The organism is Lysinibacillus sp. TE18511 (assembly GCF_054062295.1).
Genome location: NZ_JBSSFD010000036.1, coordinates 17,181 through 37,290 on the forward strand (window position 1 = coordinate 17,181; position 20,110 = coordinate 37,290).

Here is a 20,110-nt window from a genome sequence, read left to right on the forward strand (position 1 = left end):
TTCCGACTGGGCACTTTCCCAGGGGTCCATTCTCCACTCCAATCAACTTATATACATGACATACGTTTTAACAAAAAGTCACCCCTAACTTTTAGTGATGACTCCGATGCTTTTCGCTATAGCAACTCTGTTCCTGCAGCGAACGCCGAGCCGTTCCCTCCGCTTTAATGGGTCAATAATAATGATATACTTTCGTAATCAACATACCTGAAATGTTATAAATTAATTCTATACAAAGTTAGAACGTCTCTTTTGATGATATTATCTAGATCATCTTGAGTGCTATAATCAAGAAGGATAAAATCAAAGCTCAATAGTTGTAGTCCTTTAGAATATCGCGAAAGGATGATTGCTTTAATGAAGTCTATTGAATTAATCGTAACGATAGATAGGCCGATTGGATACGTTGATCATTATAACAATGTTTACCCAATTAATTATGGTTATATCCCTGGTGTGATAGGTGGTGATGGTGAAGAACAAGATGCATATATCATCTCAAAAAAAAGCAAGAACCACTCGAGTCATTCACTGGAAATTTAGTCGCCATCATTCATAGAAATGATGATATCGAGGATAAATGGGTAGTTGCTTTACCAAATGAAGAATTTTCAGTTGAGGAAATTTGGGAACAAGTTAGTTTTATGGAGCAATATTTTGATGCAGTAATCGAAATAATTAAATAAAAATGGTAGGCATGTTGATTAGGGAAAAATAGGTTTATTATTGAGCGATAAAAGGATTTTTTTGTTACTATTTTGCTAAAACATTCTCATTTTCAACTGATTGTAGCGTAGGGCTACTCGACTCCCGCGGGAAAGCGAGACAGACGAGACCCTGCACGGAGCGAAGCGGAGGAAGCGGCTCGACGCTCGCCCGCAGGAAAGCGAGTAGCCCGTAGCGGAAATCAGAGCCTTCTAATTAATATGGATAAAGATAGTTAATCAACACACCTGTAAAAATGGAGAGGTTTTCTTCCTCTCCATTTTTAGTCTATCTTTTGAGGTACAGTACAATTTAAAGCAAGCCTCTTTTTCTATTATCTACTATTTCCCACTTCACTATAATGATTATTGATTGTAATTTGGTTTCGTCCATTTCGCTTTGACGTATAGAGTGCTAGATCTGCATTATGAATTAGTTCCCCAACCTCAGTAATTTGCCCTTTTTTATTTGTGCTTACACCGATACTAAATTCCAAATGAACGACCTCATCATTCATTGTTAAGGACAAAGAAGTTAATGTTTGATAGAGATTTTCCGCCATCGTTTGAACAGATTCGTTTTTCTTTAATTCGATAAGGACAATAAACTCATCTCCTCCAAAGCGAGCGACAATCGACTCAAACGGATGAAAAAATTCCTTTAATGTCGTCGCGGTAATGGTCAATGCATCATCCCCACATAAATGACCATTTGTATCATTAATTACTTTAAAATGGTCTAAATCAATCATCAATAACGCTAGTTGCTGATTGTCTAATGAAGCTTTTTCCACCATTTTTTCTGCATTCTCATCAAAATAACGACGATTATAAATATTCGTTAATGGATCAATATAAGAAGTTTTTTCAAATTGCTTCTTCTGGTCATTGTACTCCATCTCAAATAACACATGTGCATAATTCTCCCTTTGTATTTCCAGTAAAATGTTAATATATTCCTTTTGTATCGAGTATAAGACAATTTTATTACCTTGCTCTTCTATTAGTCTCACTAATGAGTTGTAGATCGTTTGAAGCAAAGATAAATCATTATTCTCTAAGGCATAATACTTCGATTTTTGATACCAATCAATTGCCTCGCCAAAGCGTCCTTGTTTTTCACAAAGTAAAGCATAGGCATTCATAACCTCCAATTGAACCTTGGAATATGGGGGGTTCTGAATCTTCATCAGTAACTCTTGCAATATTTCATATGCTTCATAAAATTCCCCCAACCAAATTTTAGAAACTGCTAAGTTTAATTTAGGATAAATAATTCCTGTATAAGGCCTATTATCCTTCGTCTCTAAAGCATTGACGTAATTTAGGCTCTTTAAAGCAAACTCTTTTGCCTTCTGATAATTTCCCGATGTAATTTCTAAATCACTTAAATTATTATAAATTTTCCCCATGCTTTCTACATGCTGAATACGCTCCGCAATATTTAGTCCCTTGATCATAAACTCTTCAGATTTCTTTAAATGACCAAATGTCCCCCAATAAATGGACGCTAAAATATAATGATGGATCAAATCGATATCATCACCATATTGAAAGGTTAATTCACGATATTGCTCAAGTACACTAATGGAGATTTGCAAATCACCTGTTTGAAAATAGCTTGCACAGCGATAACGTAATAAAAGGATTGCTTCTTTATACATACCAAGCTCAATGGCACTTTCAATTGCGGCGCTACTTAATTCTATATATTCTAAAAAGCGATTCGCATTATATAATTCATTTAGCGTAATCCATAATTCTTCAAATTCTTGTGTGTTCATACCGCGCCCCCTCATATTAACCCTCACTTCTTTAATACTATCTTCATGTGTAAAATATTACAATTCTTCTGGCACATTATTTTCAATTTAATAAGCAAATTTTACCTAAAAATAAGATATAAGGATCAATTTCTCCCGATAAAAATTTTTTAGCATATGTAAATAGACTCGTATTTTTATGACCGTACAAAAACTAAAATTTCCTGACAACTAAAAACAAGCCCCCTTCTTATAGAGACTTGCAAAGATTCTTCAATACCTTCTATCGCCTTTCACTCTTCCATTAAACGACCGTTTCACTTCTTTTCACAAAATTTAAAATAAAACCTTGACCTTGGAGCATACTCCAATGTTAGGATAAATTTAGGAGGTGTTCATATGCAAATCAAGCAGTTTGCAACTAAGTATCATGTATCTACTGATACCGTGCGTTACTATGAAAAAGAAGGATTACTACATCCAAATAAACAGGACAATGGCTATCGAGTGTATGATGTCACGTGTGAACATACAATTAAATTTATTCTAGTATTAAGGCAGCTTGGCTTTACATTACAAGAAATCAAACAACTACTTTCTCTAGAGCAAAAGCCTGTTTCAGATTCCTGCAATCAAGAAACGGTACAGCTCTTCTCTAGCAAGATCACTCACATTGAACAACAATTGCTGTTTTATCAGCAGGCATTACAATCCTTACAGCTCACTCGAACATTATTAGCTGAAGGAAAATATGCGGAAAATAAACTGGTGATCGGTTCACTTATCGAGGATATGTATAAAAAATTACAGGAAGGTCGTGGTCATTATGAAACTACGTAAAATTATTTCTTTAGAATATGTAATAGCGTTTTTAGTAACTGTATTTTTCTACTGGCATTTTGACTTTTCGTTCGTATATTTTGTCTTGTTTTTATTACTACCTGATATAAGCATGTTAGGCTACATGGTCAACACAAAGGTTGGTGCTTTATTTTACAATATTGGTCATAGTTTAGTTATGCCAGCCATTCTCTTGGTTTTAGGCTTTGTCACTGTATCGACACCGCTGCTAATGGTCTCTATAATTTGGCTGGCCCATATCTTTTTAGATCGTGCACTAGGCTATGGATTAAAATATGAAGAAGCCTTTACTAAAACTCATTTACAGCAAATCGCTTAAATCAGCGGTTTTGATAGATTGATCAGCGGTGTGAACAGGTTTATCAGCGATTTTGGTTCCTTTATCAGCGATGCGAGCAGATTTATCAGCGATTTTGGTTCCTTTATCAGCGATGCGAGCGGGTTTATCAGCGATTTTGTTTCTTTTATCAGCGATGCAGACGCTTTTATCAGCGATTTTATTACCTTTATCAGCGATGCGAACACTTTTATCAGCGATTTTGGTTCATTTATCAGCGATGCGAGCGGGTTTATCAGCGATTTTGTTTCCTTTATCAGCGATGCGGGCGGATTTATCAGCGATTTTGGTTCATTTATCAGCGATGCGGGCGGATTTATCAGCGATTTTGGTTCATTTATCAGCGATGCGGGCGGATTTATCAGCGATTTTGGTTCCTTTATCAGCGATGCGGGCGGATTTATCAGCGATTTTGGTTCCTTTATCAGCGATGCGGGCGGGTTTATTCCGCTGACGTAAAAAAATCCACGTTTTGAACAGTGGATTTTTTAGTTTTTTTGAAGGTACGTGTAGATCGTTTTAAGATTCTTTTTAATACCGTTTACACCCTTCCATTCTTTATACTTTTTAGGGATTTCAAATGCAGAAATAAAATCTTCTACTGGCAATTTTCGTTGAATCGCCTCTTTTGAGCTTTGAGTCAAAAAAGATAAGTAATCGATTAATGTATTACACAAAGCCATATTCGTAACGCTTCCATGACCAGGTACAATTGTATCTATATCCATTTGATTAACTTGCTGTAAAATAGACAAAAATTCCACAGGGTTATCAATCGGTACATGCAAGTCTTCTGTCGCTATATCACCCATAAAAGCTATCTTTTCTTTTGGTAGGTACATAAATGTATCATTCGGTGAATGTCCCCCGCCTAAACAGTATAATTCCACCATTCGTTCGGCACCATTGATGGTCAATTTTTCTTCAAATAACAAGGATGGTAACACAATTTGTAATTGCGATAAATCATCCAACACTTTCGACATTTCTTGATATTGGTTGATTAGACTTGCTTTTAAATTGTTGTCTTCTGTTGAATCAATTTGATTTTTTAGCTGAAGAAGATATTGCTTCATTTCCTTCTCTTCTTTCTCTAAATCCTCAATATTATTTTTTTCATTACACAATTTCTGTGTGTCATATGTTGAAATAATCGTTGTATCCAAAAATACTTGATTCCCAAAAACGTGATCTCCATGATAGTGACTATTAATCAAGTACTTTACCTTCTTACCAGTTAAACTTTCCGCTTGGCGTCTTAACTCTTTCCCAGCAGAAGGCGTACTTAATGAGTCAAAAACAAGAAGCTCTTCACCTAAATCAACTATTCCTGCATTACTCCAAGCACCTTTACCTGGTTTAGCAATGGCAGCAAATACACCGTCATCTAGAGTATGCAAAGTAAAATATTCGGTTTCTACTCTCTCACAAGCCATTTACAACCCTCCCTTGAAGTTTTTACATATTATAACATTAATTTAAATAAACATAAAAAAAGAAAATCCACACTTGTATGGATTTTCTAATCGTAATCAATTATGCCCCGGCATATGCGTCCGGAGGCATTAACTTCTTTCAGCGGATGATTGAACACCCGCTAAAAGAAGTTAAATAAGTCGCTTTATCATCGTTTCATATAATGCCACAATCAGTATGCCACCAAGTATAGGGATTAAAGAACTAAAGTTAAAATAAAACCCTTCTTCATTGTATTGTCCAAAGAAATGAAATTGCAGCCATGAAACGTCATATGTTTCACCTACACCATATAAAAAAGCTGTACTAAATAAAAACAACGCGAGACATTTTATAAATTCATTCCTCTCCATACAATTCACCTCACTTTACGACGGTCATTTGTTTTGCATAAGCGGCAAGGTCTTCAATTGTTAGCTCTGGGTTTACCATCATAATGCCATATTGATAGCCCTTTTCTTGCCAGCCAATATAACGGAATTTACTCTCGTCCATGACAGTACCTTTTTGACCTCGGATGTCCATTTCTTTTTCACCAAAAATAGGCTCTTCCTCAGTAACACTACTATTCGCTTTAAAAACCGTTACTGAAATTTCTTGTTGACCATTCTTTACATAATTGAAAGTGTACTCTGGTCGATCTTCTAGCCCTTTATCTAATAAAATCTCCTCTAAAGTAATACCATTTTCTTCTGGCACCATTAAAAATTCACCTAGCTGTTCTTTCACTACATCCAGTGTCACTGATTCAGGTTCTTCGACAGTTATTTCTTCCACTTTTACATCCTTTGGTAAATCAATTGTAAATTGTGTATCATCAATTTTTGCACTTTCATCCATTTTTGTATATTCAGTCGTTGTTTTATTGCCTGCGCTGTTCATTGTCATTTTTAATGTCAGCCATGTTTTTTTATCAACCCAAACTTCCATATCGCCAAATAAAGTATCATCTTTTTTGACTTTCGCTACAAGTTTGTAAGTATCTCTTCCAGCAATTTTCTCTTCGCCTGCAATCGATATATCATGCGTATCTTTTACTAAATTAAACAACGCTTCTGCCTGCTCTCTAGGTGACGGAAACGTGTTCAATGCATCCTTAGAAATATCCATCTTTAAAGCTTTATTTGCTTTGACATCATACGTAATAATTTGTGAACCATCGTTGACTGAAATGCTGTTCTCTCCATTTTCACCTATGATCTCAATACGTCGTTTCCCATCTTTCGTCCACTCTTTGATTTGAGCTTTTCCACCAGCCTCGCCCATATCCATTGTGTATTCACCGTAGTAAGTAAGTGGTTCTTTCGTTTCCTGCAACGCTTGATCAATAATTTCCTGTGGTGAATACGATGCCTCGGTGTTACAACCTACCAAGCTAAATGTTAGTACGGCAACTAAACTTGCTGCACGTAATGATTTTTTCCAATTCATGATCATATTTCTCCTTTAAATGGTGGCAACCAGCATAATACAGCTGTGCCATAGCCTTCTTTAGATATAAGCTCTACTGTCCCACCATGCTTTTCTATTATTTGTTTTGCAATATTTAAGCCTAGTCCAGTGCCTCGCTCCCCAGCCTTCGTTCGCGCTGTATCTGCTTGGTACATCGGCTCAAATAACTTCTCAATATTTTCTTTATTTACACCTTGCCCGCTATTTTGCACAATAATATACATGCCATCTTGCTTTGCCAGTGCTGGTACTACAAAATCAAAGCACCATATAGGACAATTCCCTACATTTACAGCTGCTAAACCTATCGTTGTACCTATTTCCCCATAGCGCCAAGCATTACTTATTAAATTGTCGATCACACGTTGAAGCTGCTTCGGATGTACTGCATAGATCCCCTCTATGTCACAAGTAACTGAAAGCGTAAATCCTTCATTCTCACATAGATGCTCGTAATCCGACAGTGCCATTTCAAAAAATTCTTCCCCATCTACTTCAACTAGCTCTAAATGATAGCTTGTAGATTGCAATAAAGTGTACATTAGTAAATCCTCTAACATCTGCTTCATTATGTCAGCCTTCGTTAAAATAATCTGTCGGTACTCGACTTGCTGTTCCTCTAATAACGCCTCGCCTTGCAAAGATTCTGCATATGCTTGAATAGCTGTAAGAGGTGTTTTTAAATCATGGGAAATGCTAGCAATCATTAGCTCCTTTTGCTGTTGTTCAGCTTTTAAGTGAGCGCGCGCAGTTTCTATTTCATCCTGCATAGCAAGAAAGGTTTGAGCAAGCTCCCCAATTTCATCTTTTCTTACCCCTAAATTCGATTCCGCATGCTCTCCCTTTGCAAAAGCTCGCATTTGCCGCATCAATTCATGCAACGGCCGATTTAATTTACGGTTAAGCAGCATCATTACTGCAAAATAAATTAGGAGAAATAATAATATAGAGCCAGCTATTACAAGCCAAGAACGACTTTCTACGCCTTTTACCCAATCCGTCCTAACTAATTGAATTTCATATACCCCAAGCAATTCCTCATCTTGATAAACAGGTTCTTTATACGTAAAGGCATTGTACCTTTGCTTTAAATCGTATAAATCTTTAAATATACGGTCTTTCGATACAAATCCCGAATTCAATGGATTTGAGGAATACAAAACATAGCCAGATTTCGAATACAGTGTAATGGCTAACTGATCATTGGTTAGTACTTCAATATCTTTTATATCTGCATTTTTTTTATAATACACAGGATTGTTGAGTACAGATTTTACCTGATTAAGTTCTGTCCACTTTTCGATATACTCACTAAAGTTTTTATCTTGATAATAGGCGTTAATCCACACATAAAGGCCATATGCACCAGCTATAGGTAAAATCATCACGATAAAAAAAGTGATGAGTAACCAAGTTTTAATTTTCATAGCGGTTCCCCAATAAAGCAGTAACCCTTGCCCCATACTGTTTGTATATAATACGGCGTTTTGACTGGGTCTTTTAGCTTTTCTCGTAGCGCCTTTATATGTACAGTGACTGTATGTGTTTCAACTACGCTTGCCTGTTGCCAAATATGCTGATAGAGCTCTTCTTTTGAAAAAGTTTGGCTTGGATTTTTCGCCAGTAGTTTTAATAGTGCAAATTCCTTCTGTGTTAAGGCAAGCTCTTCTTCATTAAGGCGCACTGTTTCCTTTTGCCAATCAATCTTTAAGCCGTGTGCAAAGGATGTAACATCTTCTGATATTTCCTTTTTGTTATAACGTTTCCAGCGACGTAAGTGAGAGGCTACACGTGCCTTTAGCTCCTCTAAGCTAAACGGTTTTGCTATATAATCATCAGCGCCCTGCAAGCCCTCAACCTTATCTGCCTCTTCCTTACGCGCACTCATCATTAAAATTGGCATATCACTTTGCCAGCGAATATTTTGGCAAACAGTTAGACCATCCATCTCAGGTAACATCCAATCGACTAACACTAAATCGAATGTATTTGCTTGAAAATCTGATAGTCCTTCAAGCCCTGTCGTTGCCCAAGTAACTTGGTAACCCTCTTGTTCAAGCGTATCCTTTACAATACGTCCAATCGCCGTATCATCCTCAATCAGTAATAGCTTTTCTCTCATCTGTTTTCCTCCTGTACTAACCTTACTATGTAAAAAGTCTTTTTATCCGAACTTTACACTTTCTTTATAATTACCACAGATTCTGCTATCCGTCGATTCGATATGGCTATCCGTTGAGCGGAGCGAGCTATCCGTCGTTTTGTCTTTTCTTTCCGTCGTTCTGTTCGAGCTATCCGTCGATTCGTCCTTTCTTTCCGTCACTCTGCCCTTTCTTTCCGTCGTTCCACCTGAACTTTCCGTCGCCTTCTTTTCTATCCGTCGTTATGCTCGAGCTATCCGTCGCTTCGGCTTTTCTTTCCGTCACTCTGCCCTTTCTTTCCGTCATTCTACCTGAACTTTCCGTCGCCTTCTTTTCTATCCGTCGTTCTGTTCGAGCTATCCGTCGCTTCGTTCTTTCTTTCCGTCGTTATGCCTGAACTTTCCGTCGATTTCTTTTCTATCCGTCGTTATGCTCGAGCTATCCGTCGCTTCGGCTTTTCTTTCCGTCGTTCTGCCTGGCCTTTCCGTCGCCTTCTTTTCTATCCGACGTTCTGTTCGAGCTATCCGTCGCTTCGTCCTTTCTTTCCGTCACTCTGCCCTTTCTTTCCGTCGTTCTGCCTGAACTTTCCGTCGCCTGCTTTTCTATCCGGCGTTCTGTTCGAGCTATCCGTCGCTTCGTCCTTTCTTTCCGTCACTCTGCCCTTTCTTTCCGTCGTTCTGCCTGAACTTTCCGTCGCCTTCTTTTCTATCCGTCGTTCTGCTCAGCCTTTCCATCACTTCGCCATATCTTCCCGTCCCACTCTGCTCGTCTCTATCACTAAATAAAATCAAAAAAGGGAATGCACGCAAATTGTGCATTCCCTTTCATTGTTAGAAAAATAAACTTAAGAAATAATAAATAGCTCCTGCCATGACTGCAGAAATTGGCATTGTGATCACCCATGTTGTCACAATTTTTCGTGCCATGCCCCATTTAACACCTTTTACACGATGTGCTGTTCCTACCCCCATGATGGATGAAGAAATAACATGTGTTGTAGAAACTGGTAAGTGAATTAATGTCGCTCCAAAAATGATAGATGCTGAAGCAAGGTCAGCTGCAACCCCATTTACTGGACGAATTTTCATAATCTTACCACCAACTGTTTTGATGATTTTATAACCACCTACCGATGTACCAAGACCCATCGCACATGCTGCTGCAAAACGTACCCAGAAAGGAATGTCGTCACCTTGATGCAAGCCTCCCGCAATTAAAGCGAGCGTTATAATCCCCATCGCCTTTTGCGCATCATTAGTACCGTGAGTAAATGATTGTAAAGCCGCTGTACCAATTTGCATCGTCCGGAAACCTTTATTCGTTCGATATAAATTCATATCCTTGAATATAACTTTAAATAAAGACATCATTAAGAAACCAGCTGCAAACGCAATTATTGGTGAGAAAAGAAGCGCTTGAAGGATTTTTATAAAGCCGCTATAGTTCAAAGCATCAAAGCCTGCCGCTGCAATGGCAGCCCCTGCCACAGAACCAATCAATGTATGCGATGAACTAGACGGAATTCCAAAGTACCACGTTACTAAATTCCAAGTGATTGCTGAAAATAATGCCGCTAAAATAACGACAGAACCTGTAGTATCTCCATCAAAAGCATTCAAGCTGTATGGGTCAACAATATCCTTTGTTAATGCTTTCGCTACCCCTACAAATGTAATAGCTCCGATGAAGTTCATACCCGCAGCCAAATATACTGCTGTTCGCGGCTTCAAAGCTCTTGTTGATACAGAAGTTGCGATCGCGTTGGCTGTATCATGGAAACCGTTAATAAAATCGAACACAAGTGCGAATATAACGATTAATATTGTTATTAGTAATATCGTATCCATTTCGTACACTCCATCTTACGCGTTACGCATAATTATTGTTTCAATTGTATTTGCTACTGTTTGACAGTAGTCTGCAATATCTTCAAATTGTTCGTAAATATCTTTGAACACGATGATACGCATTGGATCTTTTTCCTGGATAAATAATTGCTTCATTGAAGAACGGAAAATTTCATCACATTCACGCTCATAATCCTTAATTTGAATCGCATGTTTCCGCATTTCCACAAGCTTTCTACTATTTAATAGCTCCATTGCTTGTACCATTTCATCTGTACTTTTCGCAATATATGTTAGGAATTGACGCATCGGCTCTGTCACTTCAGTTAAATTATACATATCAAAGTGAGCAATACAGCCTTCCATGCCGTCAATGACATCATCTAATTTATTAGCAAGAGCTAAAATATCCTCGCGCTCGATAGGCGTCATAAATGATTTATTCAGCATGACGATCAGCTCATGAATCAATTTATCTCCACTTTTTTCATATTGTTTCATTGTATCTGCGATCTCTTTCAGCGCATCTATATCTTGTATACGTGCATTATGTGCATAGTAGATGCCTTCATTAACATTTTTAGAAATGTTTAATAACGCCTTAAAAAATGGATCTTGCTTGTTTGAGTTGAACATAATGTTCCTCCTGTTGAAAGAATATAGTGGATTTCTGCAATCATCATAACAAAACCTTTACACAATTCTACATATTTTTAAACATAAACGAGTTGAATTTACAAAAATGTAATATAAAATTCGACACATTTATTTTTAAGTACTTTTTCAAGTTGAAAACGTTGGTAACCTAATAATAAAAATCACCATATTTTCTTTAAATATTACCGTTTTTTCTTTTATTTTTATAAAAATACTTGAAAAAACTTTTTTCTCTTCAATTTTTTCACCGTTACAAATGTTAAGGAATTGTAAACGATTTTTACATAAATATGTCGAGTCTTCATTGTTACTTATTGCCATTCGTCGTGTTATGACAAAAAAATGGCTAACATTTTTACTTGCAGGTAAGGTTGACTTTAAAAAGATTACGTAAATAATAATTTTCTTTACTCGTTCATTGGTGCATACACCATACACCTTGTTTCACCAGCTATTTTAAAGCCTCTATCGCTTGTTATGCTCTTCCTAGTTGCAACTTATACGGTTTTCAAGAAAGTTTGGGACCATACTAATTGAACTAACGTAATTTTCAATCAATTGACAAAATTTATGTGCATGCTATAATACTTTTGGGCTTCACCGCATTGAAGCGGAGAAGTGACTGTTAGGAGGATTAACATGTTTCGAATTGAAGCAAAAAGTAACCCTCGATTTATCGAGGCAAGCTTCATTATATTATTAATTATTGCCACGATGGCGTTCAGTATTGGGTATCTACAAGCGACACCCCATATACCTATTTTACTTGTCATTTCGCTTTTAATTGCCTATGGATTACTAAAAAAAGTTCCTTTTCGTGAGCTTGAAGCTGGTATGGTGGCAGGTGCAAGTGCTGGTCTTGGAGCTGTTTTTATTTTCTTCTTTATTGGTATTTTAATTTCAAGCTGGATTATGGGTGGCACAATCCCAACGCTTATCTACTACGGTTTCTTAACGGTTTCACCAAGCTTTTTCTTTGCCATCGTATTTTTGATTTGTAGTATCGTTGGTATTTCTGTTGGTAGTTCATTAACAACAGTTGCGACTGTGGGCGTTGCTTTTATGGGGATTGCAGGTGCAATGGACATCTCTTTAGCTATAACAGCCGGTGCGATTGTGTCCGGAGCTTTCTTTGGAGATAAGATGTCTCCGCTATCAGATACAACAAATCTTGCATCTGGTACAGTTGGCGTAGACCTTTTCGAGCATATTAAAAATATGGGTTGGACAACGATTCCTGCTTTCTTAATATCATTTGTTCTTTATGCAATATTATCGCCAACAGGAGCAGATACTTCATTTGACACAGTTGAGCAATTTAAAGAGGGATTACTGTCAACTGGACTTGTTCATTGGTATACATTATTACCAATTGTTGTTCTCGTTATTATGACATTTTATAAAGCACCCGCACTAATTACACTTGCAGTCGTTTCAATTATTGGTGTTGGAATTGCCTACATACAAGAACCGATTGCACTGTCGAATGTATTCAAAATGCTTTTTGATGGCTATGTCTCTAATACTGGTAATAAAGACGTAGATGCATTACTGACACGTGGTGGTATGAACAGTATGCTCTTTACAATTGCCTTAGTTTTATTAGCATTAACAATGGGTGGTCTATTATTTACGCTTGGCATTATTCAAAGTATTTTATCGAAGGTGGAAGGTTTCTTTAAAAGTGCTGGCTCTGTTATTACAGGCGCTGCCATTACAGGAATTGGTGTCAACACATTAATTGGTGAGCAATATTTATCCATCCTTCTTACTGGGGAAGCATTTAAAGCACAATTTGAGAAGGTTGGACTTGCCCCTAAAAATCTATCTCGTGTCATGGAGGACGCAGGTACTGTAGTCAACCCTCTTGTTCCGTGGAGTGTTTGCGGTATTTTTATTGCTAGTGTACTAGATATACCAACTACTTCTTACCTGCCATATACCTTCTTCTGTCTACTCGGACCAATTTTAACAATCATCTTTGGTTGGACTGGTAAAACATTAACGAAGCTTGAAAAATAAGATTGGTAGCTGATGAGAACGTCAGCTACCTTTTTTTGTTGAGTATCTTTCATGTTAAACGGTAAATTAATAGTAGCCGTATTTGAAATTGAGGTGATAAATAGAAATGAGAACATGTTGTTTTAAAATGAATTTACCATTAGAAGATGCTAAAAAAAGATATTGCGATTGGATCGATGAGGAAATTGATCAATCAGTACATATTGCAGAACATGAAGATGGATGGACATATTTTGTAGACTTAGAAGGAGAAGCGTTCTTTGGTTTAACAAATGAATCTTGGCTGGAACTTGCAATGGATCATTCTGTTACTTATGCATACTACGATGAGGATTTTAATGCAGAGCTACTAGTAATAGAAAATGGCGAGTTAATACGAGAATTTTCACTTTATGAAGATGAACCAGATGCTAATGTGAATTTTGGCACTTTTGAATATGAAAAAAGTTCTCCAATAGAAGATTGGAATGATGTAGCAACTTTTCTTGAAACGGAATTGACTATTTAATTAAGGAGCCAATGCAGGTAAACGATCATGGCGCTACCGTACAAAGCCTGTCCCCTTCTATATTCCAATGTGGAATCAAAACTGATCATTTTCCGCATTTCTGTTCACCTAAACCCTCTGTTATGCTCAAACAAAGGAGATGGAGAGAAATGACAACAACATGGAATGCTAATTTATATGATCAAAAGCATGACTTTGTTTCAAAATTTGGAGGAAGCTTAGTGGACTTACTTGCCCCTCAAGAAAATGAAGAAATTTTAGATGTTGGTTGTGGCACAGGTGATTTAGCACGTGATATTGCAGAACTTGGTGCCAATGTGCAAGGGATAGATGCCTCCCACGACATGATGATCGCTGCACAGCAAAAATATCCAGACATTCAGTTTTACACACTGGATGCTGCCGCACTTCACATAACAAATCAATTTAATGCCGTCTTCTCAAACGCTGCACTCCATTGGATGAAGCAGCAAGATCAAGTCATTCAAAATATTTACAACTCCCTTAAACAAGGTGGCCGGTTCGTTGCTGAAATGGGTGGACACGGTAATATTGCTTCTATTGTATGGGCATTACAAAAAAGTATGAAGGAATTAAATCTGTCTTATATAGAGGAATATTTCCCATGGTACTTCCCTACTTTAGAAGAATACCAGTCGAAATTAGAAGATGCTGGTTTTACGGTTGAAATGATTACGCTATATGAACGCCCAACCCCACTTCAAGGTGACGATGGGCTACGTAATTGGCTAGTGATGTTCAGCCATAATATGCTCCAACATTTATCAGAAGCTGAAAAAGAACAGATCTATGCAAAATGTGAAGAATTACTAAAGCCTATGTCTTATCAGGATGATCAATGGATTGCTGATTATTGGCGATTACGATTTGTTGCTATAAAGTGAAACTATAAAAAATAACAAGAAAAAAAGGTTACTTTCTTTAAGGTAACCTTTTTCCTTGTTATGAACGAGGGTATAAAATAACCATTACGCCAATTAAACAAATGCCTGCTCCAACCCAGTCCAAGACATCGGGTTTTTTGCCGTCTATTCCCCAACCCCATAAAATAGAAAGAACAATAAAGACACCTCCGTAGGCTGCATAAACCCTTCCAAAGGTTGGGAAGGATTGAAAAGTTGCGACAACCCCGTATAAAGCTAACGCAATACCACCTATAATACCCCAATAAAATGGTTTACCTTCTCTTAACCACAGCCAAATTAGATAGCCGCCTCCAATTTCGCCTATTCCTGCGAGGATAAATAATAATGTTGCACTAATCATTTTTTTCACACTTTCTACATTTATATTTTGAGCTCTATTATAATCTATTCAAATTTGACAGCATTTTTTAACTCCTCCCTCTTTATTACAATCTCCAGTATGTAATCGTATCAGTAATACCTAAAATGATTAATATAACGCCCGCAACCATCTGAATCACTCTCCCCATTTTCATGCTTGTCCGCATAATGAGCCTTTTTGCATCAAATAAATGAATAAGCCCCAGCATTACCAGAAGTGGCACAGAGGTTGTCACACCAAAAATTGCCGGTAAAACTAACCCGTAGGAAGATGTAGCGACTATCGGCATTAACCAAACAAAGAACAGAACAAACATCGTAGGACAAAACGCAATGGAAAAACTAGCACCCATCAGAAAGGAGCCAACTTTCCCCTCTTTTAAAACAGTCGGAATAAACGAGGGAATTCGATTCAGAAATTTTAGTTTTAAAATGCCAATCAACACGAGTCCTGTGATCAGCAGTATCGGACCAAGCGCTTGACGAAAAATAGGAAAATACTTAGTCATCTTCGTTTCAAAGGACTGTCCAAATAACCAAGCGAAAAAGCCGATAAAACTAAATACCACGACTTTCCCCAGTATAAAAAACATAATTTCTTGCCAATTACTTTTCATTTGAATTGCTCGATTCCCATAAAAAGTGATAGCACTTATATTCCCCGTTAACTGACAAGGTGCTAATGCGCCTATTAATCCAAGTAGAATGGCCATAATGAACGGAGAATGTTCATAGGAATTTAAAAATATTGAAATAGGTCCGCTTATAAACTCGCTTATGTTCGACATCATACTATACATCTAAAAACACCTTCTATTTTTAATTATATAACTTTCCGATTGATCTAGTATAAAAGGAATATATGAATAAATGATGCAGATTTGCTTGACAATGTTGTTTGAAGAAAAACTTTGACCAAATGATGACTTAGTAAAAAAGCTCCTTAAGAATTTAGACACGCTAGTCTAAAGTCGCCCCATTGTAGACGGAATGGCAAACGGCTAAGAATGCCTCAATATCCGCTGACAAATATTTTGATAAAAAATAAGTGTTCGATACAATATGGGAAAACTCCTGTACCGAATAGCTATGAAGCAATTGCTGCTGAAATTCTGCCTCGATCACACTCTTTGGTAAAAAAGCGATACCTAATCCTTGTTTGACAAAGTTTTTGATGACCTCTGTTTGATTGATATGCATGCTTTTATAGCTTGGGAATTGTTGCAATACTTGTTGTATGTCTTGCCAGTAAGGTGCGTATTCATGTGTTAAAATAATTTCCTGCTGTAAAAGAGTCCGTGCATCTGTCGCTCTTTTTGACATCGGAGCAATTAATTGAAGTGGTTCCTGTGCGAGAACGACTGCTAGAATGTCTCGAGTCGATGTCAATTTTGATAAACCGATATCTACTACGCCTGCATATACCGCTTCTCCGATTTCATTGGATTTTAACAGTTCAATCGTGATTTGAATGGAAGGTCTTTGCTGCTGAAATGTGTGAATGATTACTGGTAATTTGGAATTGGCGATTTGAGGTGCAACACCAATTGTTAACTGAGACGTATACCCATCCATAAAAGACGCCGTATTTTGTAATCCTTCATCAATTGTTGCAATCATTTTCTCTGCTTGTAGTAAAAAATGGGCACCAATATGATTTAATTTCACCTGCTTACCCTGTCTTTCAAAAAGTGTTGTTTGAAGTTCTTTTTCTAGATGCTGCATATGCTTCGATACTGTCGATTGCGTAATAAAACGTTGTTCTGCCGTCTCACGAAAATTCTCTGTTTTCGCAGCAACAATAAAAGTTCGTAACCATTCTGTTTCCATAAATAGGCCTCTCTAGTTTTTCATTCATTATATCGAAATCTATTTACGTCTTGAAACCTTTTTATGTCTTTTTTCAACAAAGCATTAACCGTCCGTTTGTCGATTTATTTTATTTTATATCAGAAAATCTAAGCAAAAAAAGTAGTTGAAGCTCTACATTTACTTGTATCTTCAACTACTTTTTTATCTTATCTCATCGTCTAAAACGTTTAGTGAACAGCTTCACTCTATGGAAGAAGTGAACGGTGTTACTGCTGCTACTTGTGTGAATTCTCCTTTTCTTGCAAGTCCGTTAGAATAATAACATTTGGATGTTTCGATAAAACACTTGCTGGTACATCTTCTGTATATTCAGACATAAGCACACGTTCTAATACATCACGTTTAGCTTCTCCGACAGCGATTAACAAAATACACTTTGCGCGCATAATGGATTGAATCCCCATCGTCAATGCTTGGGTTGGAACTTCATCGATTGATTCAAAGAAGCGTGCATTTGCTTGGCGAGTTGATTGTGCAAGCGTCACAAGATGTGTGAAAGAATCAAATGACGTACCTGGTTCATTGAAACCGATATGACCGTTTTGTCCGATGCCAAGCAATTGGAAATCTACTGTATGCTGCTGTAATAAAGATTCATAGCGTGCCGCTTCCTCTGCTGGATGATCAGCTAAACCATTCGGTAAATAGGATTCTTTAAATGGTTTATGACGAAATAAATGTTGATCCATATAACATGCATAGCTTTGTTCATGTTTAGCACATAGTCCAACATATTCGTCTAAATTAAAGCTAATACAATTGGAAAAATCAACATCGATTTCACGGATTTTAGCATACAGCGGTTCCATCGTACCACCTGTAGCTAGACCGAACGTTGTAGCACCGCTTTGTTTAGCTTTTACTATAATATCTACTGCACGCGTGTATACATCTTCTTTTGAAGAAAAACGTTCCAATTTCAATTCCTTATTCCCCCTCTTTTAGGCTGTTTGCTATTTATTAATCGAAATAATATTAGTAGAACCTGCTCGTTGGAAACCTGATTTATTAAGTGTTACTTCTTGTCCAACTAAACTTGTGAAAACAACTGGTGTAATGGTAGAAGGCACTTTGTCTTTAATAGTCTCTAAGTCTACTATTAATAACGGATCGCCGCATTGAATGACTTGACCATCTGTAACCAACGTTTCAAATCCTTCACCATCTAAGTTGACAGTATCTAAACCGACATGAATTAATATTTCTACACCTGTTTCAGATTTTAACCCTATCGCATGCTTTGTTGGGAAAATCATCACTACTTGTCCATCAAACGGTGCATGAACTGTACCATCTTTCGGATGAATACCAAAACCGGGGCCCATCATTCCTGATGAAAAGGCTTCATCGGGCACTTCAGATAACGGAATTAAATCACCTGTCATCGGCATTTCAAAATCATCTGGAGAAATTGTTGCTTCTGTCTCTCCTATAATAGACACACCTTTCTGTAAAGACACATTCGCAGGAGCGGGATTACCTTTTTTCAGGCGATCTTTCATAGCTTCTGCTAAAAACTCTACGGATGTACCGACAATAACTTGTACATTCGTCTTACTAATACGCATTACACCACGTGCACCCGTTTGCTTTAAAGTTTTTTCATCCACCTGCCCCGCATCAATTACTGTCATTCTTAGACGTGTTGTGCAGTAATCAACTTGTTTGATATTATCTAGTCCACCTAGTGCTTCAATTGTTTTATAAGCACGTAAATCTAAATCATTAGCTATAGCTGAATCAATTTCCGCCCCTTCTTCCTCTTCGTCTTCACGACCAGGTGTTTTTAAATCTAATTTCTTGATTAAGAAATAAAAAATGACAAAGTAAATAGCCCCAAAACCTAATCCCAATGGAATTAATAGCCATGGTCTATCAGCTAATCCAAAGTTTAAAAGATAGTCAATTAAGCCTGCCGAAAAACCGAAACCATCACGGAATCCGACAATATATGAAACGGCAAGTGAAATACCTGTTAATACTGCATGGATCGCGTAAAGTATTGGTGATAAGAACATAAATGTAAATTCAATAGGTTCTGTTACACCCGTTAAGAATGCTGTTAAAGCGATGGAAACGAACATACCACCAACTGCTGCCCGTTTGTCCTTTTTCGCGGCAAAGTACATAGCAAGACAAGCAGCTGGTAAACCAAACATCATGATTGGGAAGAAACCAGCTTGGAAATGGCCTGCTGACGGGTCACCTGCTAAGAAGCGATTGATATCCCCTTTGATAAGTTCGCCAGCAGCATTTGTAAATTCCCCAAAGTCAAACCATATCACTGTATTCACAACATGATGTAGACCGACTGGAATTAATAGTCTATTTAAGAAACCATACATTCCAACTCCAAGCGATCCTGCACCGATTAACCAGTTCCCTACTGCATCGATACCCCCTTGAATCGGTCCCCATACTATAGCTAAAACACTAGCTAAAACCGCCATTGTAATGGATGTTATGATTGGCACAAAACGCCGTCCTCCGAAGAATGATAGCCATTCTGGAAATTTAACATTATAGAATTTGTTATATAGTAAACCTGCAGTAATACCTCCAATAATACCGCCAAATACACCCATATTTAAGTCTTCATTAACGGCCCCTAATACTGCGACTAATACAAGATGTGCAATGGCACCTGCTAACGCAGCACCACCGCTATTATCATGTGCTAGGCCCATTGCAATACCAATTGCAAAAATAATAGCTAGATTTCCTAAAATAGCATTGCCTGAAGCCGCCATAATACTCGCAATATACTGGACTATGTCATTTGGAACTGCCCCAAGCATATCACCAGAGCCTAAACGTAATAGTAATGCAGCTGCCGGTAACGTAGCGATTGGAAACATTAACGACTTACCGATTTTTTGTAAGAAAGCTAACATTTTTATGCCTCCCTCTTTTGGTCTAGTTGTCTATACCAATTTATTTACTGTCTATTATAATCTTCATCCTGCGAAAAATAAATGTTTTTCTGAATTTTCAATTTCCATTACTTATGCAATTCATCTTGTAAACGTCGATAGAATCTACTTCTAGTGCCTTTTCGGTATTTTTTTATGGTGACGGATAAATATGCCTCTCTTGTTTTCAGTTATGAAGACGAAACTTTTTTACATCTTGAAACCTTTTCCAAAAATTTTCGTATGTATAA

Annotated in this window: 22 protein-coding genes and 1 pseudogene; 10 read left to right on the forward strand and 13 right to left on the reverse strand. The window is 37.3% G+C overall.

Annotated elements, in window-relative coordinates:
* Positions 1 to 357: 357 nt before the first annotated feature.
* Positions 358 to 686: pseudogene (locus ACVWXS_RS20090) on the forward strand (inorganic diphosphatase).
* A 353-nt stretch (positions 687 to 1,039) separates the two neighbouring features.
* Here ACVWXS_RS20090 and ACVWXS_RS20095 read toward each other — a convergent pair.
* On the reverse strand, positions 1,040 to 2,488 hold the full coding sequence (locus tag ACVWXS_RS20095) for a tetratricopeptide repeat-containing diguanylate cyclase (RefSeq protein WP_456959893.1): 1,449 nt from the start codon (positions 2,486 to 2,488) through the stop codon (positions 1,040 to 1,042).
* Between the two features lie 378 nt (positions 2,489 to 2,866).
* Here ACVWXS_RS20095 and ACVWXS_RS20100 point away from each other — a divergent pair, with 378 nt between their 5' ends.
* Genes ACVWXS_RS20100 through ACVWXS_RS20110 form a run of 3 tightly spaced genes read left to right on the forward strand, consistent with a single transcriptional unit; the run spans position 2,867 to position 4,124 of the window.
* Entirely contained in the window at positions 2,867 to 3,307 is a 441-nt protein-coding gene (locus ACVWXS_RS20100) for a MerR family transcriptional regulator (protein ID WP_068985599.1), read from the forward strand.
* Positions 3,294 to 3,647, forward strand: a complete 354-nt coding sequence (locus tag ACVWXS_RS20105) for a DUF4260 domain-containing protein (protein WP_423474960.1) — start codon at positions 3,294 to 3,296, stop codon at positions 3,645 to 3,647. Before ACVWXS_RS20100 ends, ACVWXS_RS20105 begins: the two co-directional genes overlap by 14 nt.
* Positions 3,648 to 3,665: 18 nt before the next feature.
* Positions 3,666 to 4,124: a hypothetical protein gene (locus tag ACVWXS_RS20110; protein ID WP_456959894.1), complete on the forward strand. Its 459-nt coding sequence runs from the start codon at positions 3,666 to 3,668 to the stop codon at positions 4,122 to 4,124.
* Positions 4,125 to 4,153: 29 nt separating this feature from the next.
* On the opposite strand, the gene ACVWXS_RS20115 is transcribed toward ACVWXS_RS20110, so the two are convergent.
* The 5 genes from ACVWXS_RS20115 to ACVWXS_RS20135 all read right to left on the reverse strand — a co-directional run bounded on the left by ACVWXS_RS20115 (position 4,154) and on the right by ACVWXS_RS20135 (position 8,715).
* Positions 4,154 to 5,101, reverse strand: coding sequence for an MBL fold metallo-hydrolase (locus ACVWXS_RS20115; RefSeq protein ID WP_456959895.1), 948 nt, complete (start codon positions 5,099 to 5,101; stop codon positions 4,154 to 4,156).
* Between the two features lie 171 nt (positions 5,102 to 5,272).
* Positions 5,273 to 5,494 carry a hypothetical protein gene (locus ACVWXS_RS20120; protein ID WP_374967171.1) on the reverse strand — a complete coding sequence of 74 codons (222 nt, stop codon included), beginning with the start codon at positions 5,492 to 5,494 and terminating at the stop codon, positions 5,273 to 5,275.
* A 10-nt stretch (positions 5,495 to 5,504) separates the two neighbouring features.
* On the reverse strand, positions 5,505 to 6,572 hold the full coding sequence (locus ACVWXS_RS20125) for a LolA family protein (protein WP_456959896.1): 1,068 nt from the start codon (positions 6,570 to 6,572) through the stop codon (positions 5,505 to 5,507).
* 2 nt (positions 6,573 to 6,574) lie between these two features.
* Complete coding sequence (locus tag ACVWXS_RS20130) at positions 6,575 to 8,020, reverse strand: ATP-binding protein (protein ID WP_456959897.1); 1,446 nt, start codon at positions 8,018 to 8,020, stop codon at positions 6,575 to 6,577.
* Positions 8,017 to 8,715: a response regulator transcription factor gene (locus ACVWXS_RS20135; protein ID WP_456959898.1), complete on the reverse strand. Its 699-nt coding sequence runs from the start codon at positions 8,713 to 8,715 to the stop codon at positions 8,017 to 8,019. The genes ACVWXS_RS20130 and ACVWXS_RS20135 overlap by 4 nt, the downstream gene beginning before the upstream one ends.
* 113 nt (positions 8,716 to 8,828) lie before the next feature.
* On the opposite strand from ACVWXS_RS20135, the gene ACVWXS_RS20140 reads away from it, so the two are divergent.
* Positions 8,829 to 9,131 carry a hypothetical protein gene (locus ACVWXS_RS20140; RefSeq protein ID WP_456959899.1) on the forward strand — a complete coding sequence of 101 codons (303 nt, stop codon included), beginning with the start codon at positions 8,829 to 8,831 and terminating at the stop codon, positions 9,129 to 9,131.
* Positions 9,124 to 9,519 (forward strand): hypothetical protein, encoded by a 396-nt coding sequence (locus ACVWXS_RS20145; protein ID WP_456959900.1) that lies wholly within the window; start codon positions 9,124 to 9,126, stop codon positions 9,517 to 9,519. The genes ACVWXS_RS20140 and ACVWXS_RS20145 overlap by 8 nt, the downstream gene beginning before the upstream one ends.
* Before the next feature lie 45 nt (positions 9,520 to 9,564).
* On the opposite strand, the gene ACVWXS_RS20150 is transcribed toward ACVWXS_RS20145, so the two are convergent.
* The gene (locus tag ACVWXS_RS20150) at positions 9,565 to 10,581 is read right to left on the reverse strand and encodes an inorganic phosphate transporter (RefSeq protein ID WP_374967177.1); all 1,017 of its coding nucleotides are present in this window, start codon (positions 10,579 to 10,581) and stop codon (positions 9,565 to 9,567) included.
* A gap of 15 nt (positions 10,582 to 10,596) precedes the next feature.
* Entirely contained in the window at positions 10,597 to 11,217 is a 621-nt protein-coding gene (locus ACVWXS_RS20155) for a DUF47 domain-containing protein (protein WP_374967178.1), read from the reverse strand.
* A 277-nt stretch (positions 11,218 to 11,494) separates the two neighbouring features.
* On the opposite strand from ACVWXS_RS20155, the gene ACVWXS_RS20160 reads away from it, so the two are divergent.
* From ACVWXS_RS20160 to ACVWXS_RS20175, 4 genes are all read left to right on the forward strand, one after another.
* Positions 11,495 to 11,632, forward strand: coding sequence for a hypothetical protein (locus tag ACVWXS_RS20160; protein ID WP_456959901.1), 138 nt, complete (start codon positions 11,495 to 11,497; stop codon positions 11,630 to 11,632).
* Positions 11,633 to 11,877: 245 nt separating this feature from the next.
* Positions 11,878 to 13,260, forward strand: a complete 1,383-nt coding sequence (nhaC, locus tag ACVWXS_RS20165) for a Na+/H+ antiporter NhaC (protein ID WP_456959902.1) — start codon at positions 11,878 to 11,880, stop codon at positions 13,258 to 13,260.
* Positions 13,261 to 13,366: 106 nt separating this feature from the next.
* A complete protein-coding gene (locus ACVWXS_RS20170) occupies positions 13,367 to 13,768 on the forward strand; it encodes a hypothetical protein (protein WP_456959903.1) in 402 nt (133 codons plus the stop codon).
* Between the two features lie 149 nt (positions 13,769 to 13,917).
* Entirely contained in the window at positions 13,918 to 14,673 is a 756-nt protein-coding gene (locus tag ACVWXS_RS20175; protein WP_456959904.1) for a class I SAM-dependent methyltransferase, read from the forward strand.
* Positions 14,674 to 14,731: 58 nt separating this feature from the next.
* Here ACVWXS_RS20175 and ACVWXS_RS20180 read toward each other — a convergent pair whose 3' ends face one another.
* The 5 genes from ACVWXS_RS20180 to nagE form a co-directional block, all read right to left on the reverse strand.
* Positions 14,732 to 15,055, reverse strand: a complete 324-nt coding sequence (locus ACVWXS_RS20180; RefSeq protein ID WP_456959905.1) for a YnfA family protein — start codon at positions 15,053 to 15,055, stop codon at positions 14,732 to 14,734.
* An 85-nt stretch (positions 15,056 to 15,140) separates the two neighbouring features.
* A complete protein-coding gene (locus tag ACVWXS_RS20185) occupies positions 15,141 to 15,875 on the reverse strand; it encodes an urease accessory protein UreH domain-containing protein (RefSeq protein WP_456959906.1) in 735 nt (244 codons plus the stop codon).
* A gap of 160 nt (positions 15,876 to 16,035) precedes the next feature.
* Positions 16,036 to 16,905 carry a LysR family transcriptional regulator gene (locus ACVWXS_RS20190; RefSeq protein WP_456959907.1) on the reverse strand — a complete coding sequence of 290 codons (870 nt, stop codon included), beginning with the start codon at positions 16,903 to 16,905 and terminating at the stop codon, positions 16,036 to 16,038.
* 257 nt (positions 16,906 to 17,162) lie between these two features.
* The gene (locus tag ACVWXS_RS20195) at positions 17,163 to 17,870 is read right to left on the reverse strand and encodes a glucosamine-6-phosphate deaminase (protein WP_456959908.1); all 708 of its coding nucleotides are present in this window, start codon (positions 17,868 to 17,870) and stop codon (positions 17,163 to 17,165) included.
* A gap of 30 nt (positions 17,871 to 17,900) precedes the next feature.
* Entirely contained in the window at positions 17,901 to 19,841 is a 1,941-nt protein-coding gene (gene nagE / locus ACVWXS_RS20200; protein ID WP_456959909.1) for an N-acetylglucosamine-specific PTS transporter subunit IIBC, read from the reverse strand.
* Positions 19,842 to 20,110: the final 269 nt, after the last annotated feature.